The sequence below is a fragment of the Actinotalea ferrariae genome, from assembly GCF_019733465.1.
GTDB classification, from domain to species: domain Bacteria; phylum Actinomycetota; class Actinomycetes; order Actinomycetales; family Cellulomonadaceae; genus Actinotalea; species Actinotalea ferrariae_A.
The window spans coordinates 1-5,769 of record NZ_JACVQL010000280.1 but is presented as its reverse complement, the minus strand read 5'-3'; the positions used below and the strand labels follow the sequence as shown (position 1 = coordinate 5,769).

Below are 5,769 nucleotides of genomic sequence, written 5' to 3'. Positions count from 1 at the left end.
CTCCGACCCGCGTGCGGGGGCGCCCGGCGGCCTCGCCGACCCGGCGGCCCTGGCCCCGGCCGACGCGCGCCGCCTCGTGGGCCTCGTGCCGCAGGACCCGACGCAGCTGCTCTACCTCGAGACCGTCGCGGCCGAGTGCACGGCCGCGGACCGTGAGGCGGGCGCCTCGCCGGGCAGCACCGCGGCGTTGCTCGCCGGCCTGGCCGGGACGGTCCCGCCCGACGCGCATCCCCGCGACCTGTCCGAGGGGCAGCGGCTCGCGCTCGTCCTGGCCGTCCAGCTCGCCGCGCGCCCCCGGGTGCTGCTGCTGGACGAGCCGACGCGCGGCCTCGACTACGCCGCGAAGGCCCGGCTCGCCGCGGCGCTGCGGGACCACGCGGACGCCGGCGGCGTCGTGCTGCTCTCGAGCCACGACGTCGAGTTCGTCGCCGAGGCGGCGACGCGCGTCGTCGTGCTCGCGGCAGGCGAGGTCGTCACGGACGGACCGGCGCACGACGTGCTCGTCGCGTCGCCGACGTTCGCGCCCCAGGTGGCCAAGGTGCTCCATCCGGTCGAGCTGCTCACGGTCTCCGCCGTGACGGCGGCCCTCGCCGTGACCGCATGACGTCCGCGAGGACCGTCGACGCGGTGCCGATCGGCCCGCGCAGCGCCGTCGCGCTCACGCTGGCGACCGTCGCTGGGCTGCTGGCCTTCGGCTGGCCGTTGGTCCTGCGTCCGGGCAGCCGCCTCGAGCACAGCGCCGACGCGCCGCTCGTGCTCGCGGTCGTGCTCGTCGCCGTCGTCGTCGTCGTGCTCGTCGCGCTGTCGGACGGTGGTCTCGACGTCAAGGCCGTCGCGGTGCTGGGCCTGCTCTCGGCCGTGGGTGCGGTGCTGCGGCCCCTCGGCGCCGGCACCGCCGGCGTCGAGCTCGTCTTCGTCGTCATCGTCCTGGGGGGCCGGGTGTTCGGACCCGGTTTCGGCTTCGCGCTCGGGTCGACGACGATCCTCGCGTCGGCCGTCCTCACGGGCGGGATGGGGCCCTGGATGCCGTTCCAGATGCTCGCCGCCTCGTGGGTGGGCCTCGGCGCGGGCCTGCTCCCGCGGCGCGTGCGGGGGCGGGCGGAGCTGGTGCTCGTCGTGCTCTACGGGGCGGCCGCCGCGTTCGCGTTCGGCCTCGCGATGAACCTCTCCTTCTGGCCGTTCACGGTCGGCACGGGCACCGGCCTCTCCTTTGTGCCCGGCGACCCGGTCGGGACGAACCTGCGCCGGTTCCTCCTCTTCAGCGGCGTGACGTCGCTCGGGTGGGACGTGGGCCGCGCGCTCACGACGGGCGTCGCGCTGGCCGTGGCCGGCAGGTCGGCCCTGGTCGCATTGCGCCGGACCGCCGCGCGGGCGGCCTTCGGTCCGGCGCCGGACCGGCGCGAGGCCGTCGGCGACGCCGTCCCGCGAGCTCCTCGGGCCGACGCGGTGGACGCGCCCGTCACCATGCGACGCGGCTGAGAGTCGCCACGCGACGCGGCTGAGCGTCCGGATCGCACCGTTCGTCCGGTCCCCTGCGACACGCCGGGACCGGGGACACGCCGTGTTCGCGACGAGCGCACGATCGCCGATCAACATCGACACAGCGCTGGCCTGCAGGTTCGCGCCAACCGGTGGAACTCTGCGGAAAGATCATGGCGGTCCCACTACATCTAGTGGTTCCACGGTTGTAAGTTAGGCACCTGTAGTGGTGAGAGCCCAGATCTGTGCATGAAGCTGTGCATCACGCGCACCGCCCTGTGGAGATCTGCGACGAGCCTGTGCACGGCATGTGGACCGCCGGCACGGGCTCGCCCACCGCCCTCGACGAGGCACGACCAGCAGCACCGGACGACGAGCACGACCGGCACGACCTGCGGCGAGCACCACGAGCTGCAGCGCACGACCCGAAGCAGAGCCCCACCAGCAGAGCCCGACCAAGCAGAGCCCAGAGCACGCCCCGCACCTCAACGCCGTGCGACCGGCCGAAGGAGAAGTCATGACAGAGACGTCGGAGTCCACCGGCAAGACCGGGGCGCGCGGCGCCCGGGCCCGCAAGCGCGGCCTGGCCGTCGAGCGGGTCTTCACCACGCCCGGTGTGCACCCCTACGACGAGGTGGAGTGGGAGCGCCGCGACGTCGTCCAGACCAACTGGAAGTCGGGCGAGACGATCTTCGAGCAGAAGGGCGTCGAGTTCCCCGCGTCCTGGTCGCTCAACGCCACGACGATCGTCACGACCAAGTACTTCCGCGGTGCCGTCGGGACGTCCGCGCGCGAGTGGAGCCTGAAGCAGCTCATCGACCGGGTCGTGCTCACCTACACGAAGGCCGGCCGGGACTTCGGCTACTTTGCCAGCGACGACGACGCCACGCTCTTCGAGCACGAGCTGACCTGGATGCTGCTGCACCAGGTGTTCTCGTTCAACTCCCCCGTGTGGTTCAACGTCGGCACGCCGTCGCCGCAGCAGGTCAGCGCCTGCTTCATCCTCGCCGTCGACGACACGATGGACTCGATCCTCAACTGGTACCGCGAGGAGGGGATGATCTTCAAGGGCGGGTCGGGCGCCGGCCTGAACCTCTCGCGGATCCGCTCCTCCAAGGAGCTGCTCTCCTCGGGCGGCACCGCGAGCGGCCCCATCTCGTTCATGCGCGGTGCCGACGCGAGCGCCGGGACCATCAAGTCCGGCGGCGCCACGCGCCGCGCGGCGAAGATGGTCGTGCTCGACGTCGACCACCCCGACATCGAGGAGTTCGTCGAGACCAAGGCGCGCGAGGAGGACAAGATCCGCGCGCTGCGCGACGCCGGCTTCGACATGGACCTGGGCGGCAAGGACATCGTGTCCGTCCAGTACCAGAACGCCAACAACTCGGTGCGCGTCAGCGACGAGTTCATGCAGGCGGTCGAGGACGGCGGCACCTTCGGGCTGCGCGCACGTCAGGACAACCGGGTCATCGAGACCGTCGACGCCAAGGGCCTCTTCCGCAAGATCGCCAAGGCCGCGTGGGAGTGCGCCGACCCGGGTCTGCAGTACGACTCGACGATCAACGACTGGCACACGAGCCCCGAGTCGGGCCGCATCACGGCGTCGAACCCGTGCTCCGAGTACATGCACCTCGACAACTCCTCGTGCAACCTCGCGTCGCTCAACCTGCTCACCTTCCTCCGTGAGGACGACACGTTCGACGTCGCGCGGTTCGAGAAGGCCGTCGAGCTGGTCATCACCGCGATGGACATCTCGATCTGCTTCGCGGACTTCCCGACCGAGGCGATCGGCGAGACCACGCGGAAGTTCCGCCAGCTCGGCATCGGCTACGCCAACCTCGGCGCGCTGCTCATGGCGACCGGCCACGGCTACGACTCCGAGGGCGGCCGCGCGCTCGCCGCGTCCATCACGTCGCTCATGACCGGCACCGCGTACAAGCGGTCGGCCGAGCTCGCCGGCGTCGTCGGCCCGTACGAGGGCTACCGCCTCAACGAGCAGGGTCACAAGCGGGTCATGCGCAAGCACGCCGCCGCCAACGACGACATCCGCACGCTCGGCTCGATGGACGCCGGCATCCACGCCGCGGCCACGAAGGTCTGGGCCGAGGGCAACCGGATCGGCGAGGCGAACGGGTGGCGCAACGCCCAGGCCTCGGTGCTCGCGCCCACCGGGACCATCGGCTTCATGATGGACTGCGACACGACCGGCGTGGAGCCGGACTTCTCGCTCGTCAAGTTCAAGAAGCTCGTCGGCGGCGGGTCCATGCAGATCGTCAACCAGACGATCCCGCGCGCGCTGCGCCGCATGGGCTACGCGGAGGAGACGGTCGAGGCGATCGTCGAGTACATCGCCGAGCACGGCCACGTGGTCGACGCCCCGGGCCTGAGGACCGAGCACTACGAGGTCTTCGACTGCGCGATGGGCGAGCGTGCGATCTCCCCGATGGGGCACGTGCGGATGATGGCGGCCGTCCAGCCGTTCATCTCCGGCGCGATCTCGAAGACCGTCAACATGCCGGAGACGGCGACGGTCGAGGAGATCGAGGAGATCTACTTCAAGTCCTGGAAGATGGGCATCAAGGCGCTCGCCATCTACCGCGACAACTGCAAGGTCGGCCAGCCGCTGTCGGACGCCAAGGCGAAGACGGCCGAGGCCCCGGTCGTTGCTCCGGTCGTCGTCGAGGCCGCCCCGGCTCGGGCCACGCGCAAGCGCCTGCCGCGTCAGCGCACGTCGCTCACGACGTCGTTCACGGTCGGCGGCGCCGACGGCTACATCACGGCCGGGTCCTACCCGGGCGACGGCCTCGGTGAGCTGTTCGTCAAGCTCGGCAAGCAGGGGTCGACGCTCGCCGGTGTCATGGACGCCTTCTCGATCGCGATCTCGGTCGCCCTCCAGTACGGGGTGCCGCTCGAGACCTACGTGCAGAAGTTCACCAACATGCGTTTCGAGCCGGCCGGCATGACGGACGACCCGGACATCCGCATGGCGCAGTCGATGATGGACTACATCTTCCGTCGTCTCGCGCTGGACTACCTGCCCTTTGAGACGCGCTCGTCGCTCGGGATCTACACGACCGAGGAGCGCACGCGACAGCTCGAGACGGGCTCCTACGAGCCGGTGCCGAGCGACGCGTACGAGGCCGTGAGCGAGGCGCCGTCGAGCGCCCCGGAGACGGCGACGACGGCGGGCACCTCGGCTCCTGCCGCGCCTTCGACGCCGGCCGCGGCTCCGGCCGCCCCGGCGACCGCGCACTCGGTGGCGGCGGCGTCCGTCGCGCCGGTTCCGGTGTCGGTCCACTCGTCGGCCGAGCTCATGGACCTCATCCAGGGTCGTGAGGCCGACGCGCCGCTGTGCATGAACTGCGGGATCAAGATGCGGCCGGCCGGCTCGTGCCACGTCTGCGAGGGCTGCGGCTCCACCAGCGGCTGCAGCTGACGGCTGCGGGGTCTCCCGCGACCGCTCGTCCGTGAGGGGCGCCGACCTGAGGGTCGGTGCCCCTCACGCGCTCCCCCGGTCCCCGCCTCCGGGAGCCCGCTCTGGACAGGACCGCGGGCGGGGAGCATGGTGCGGTCATGGGAGACGTCATCGCGCTGCCGCTGCCGGGTGCGACCGCGCTGCCGGACGTGCGGGGCGAGCACCGCGCCCTCCAGGTCACGTGGCACGAGCACGACGGCGTGTTCGTCATGAGCACGTGGCGCCTGGGGCAGTGCGTCGCGAGCGTCCGGCTCGCGCCCGCGGAGGCCGCCGCGCTCGTCGCCGTCCTGGCCGACGGGCTCGCCCAGTGCAGCGTCGAGGCACCGGGCCGCCCGGTGCTCCTCGGCGAGCCGCGCACCGAGCCGGACCGCGGCGTGCCCACGGACCGCGCGACGGGCGGGGCAACCGCGCACTGACTTGCCCGCCGGGGCACTGGCGCGGCCCTGCCGGGCATGACGACGCCCCCGTGAGAGGGGGTTCACGAGGGCGTCGTCGTCCGTGGGGCCGCCGAGCGGCCCGTCCTGCCACCCGCGTCCGACGACGTCGCCGCCACCGGCCTGCGGGGCGAGGCGACGGTCCCGGGTCAGCACCGAGGGACCGCCCCCTCACCCCGGCCATCGTGCGTGCCCGTCGCAGGGGTACGGCGGAACGTCCGGCGTCTCAGCCCTTGAGATGTCCGGGCGGGCCGGGTGTCCCCGCCGGCGGGCCGGGGGTGCCGTTGCCCGGCTTGGCGTCCGGGGGGCCGGGCGTGCCGTTGCCGGGCGCGCCGTTGCCCGGCGTACCCGCGGCCGGGCCGGGGGTGCCGTTACCCGGCG

Annotated in this window: 4 protein-coding genes; all 4 read left to right on the top strand. The window is 72.4% G+C overall.

Annotation, left to right across the window (positions count from 1 at the left end):
* Positions 1-604: AAA family ATPase (locus ICW40_RS17865; RefSeq protein WP_221655354.1), on the top strand; the 604-nt coding region annotated here is incomplete at its 5' end.
* Complete coding sequence (locus tag ICW40_RS17860; protein ID WP_221655353.1) at positions 601-1,479, top strand: ECF transporter S component; 879 nt, start codon at positions 601-603, stop codon at positions 1,477-1,479. The genes ICW40_RS17865 and ICW40_RS17860, both read left to right, overlap by 4 nt.
* A 517-nt stretch (positions 1,480-1,996) precedes the next feature.
* Positions 1,997-4,915 (top strand): vitamin B12-dependent ribonucleotide reductase, encoded by a 2,919-nt coding sequence (locus ICW40_RS17855; protein ID WP_221655352.1) that lies wholly within the window; start codon positions 1,997-1,999, stop codon positions 4,913-4,915.
* Between the two features lie 137 nt (positions 4,916-5,052).
* Positions 5,053-5,370, top strand: coding sequence for a hypothetical protein (locus tag ICW40_RS17850; protein ID WP_221655351.1), 318 nt, complete (start codon positions 5,053-5,055; stop codon positions 5,368-5,370).
* The last annotated feature ends 399 nt before the right edge of the window (positions 5,371-5,769 follow it).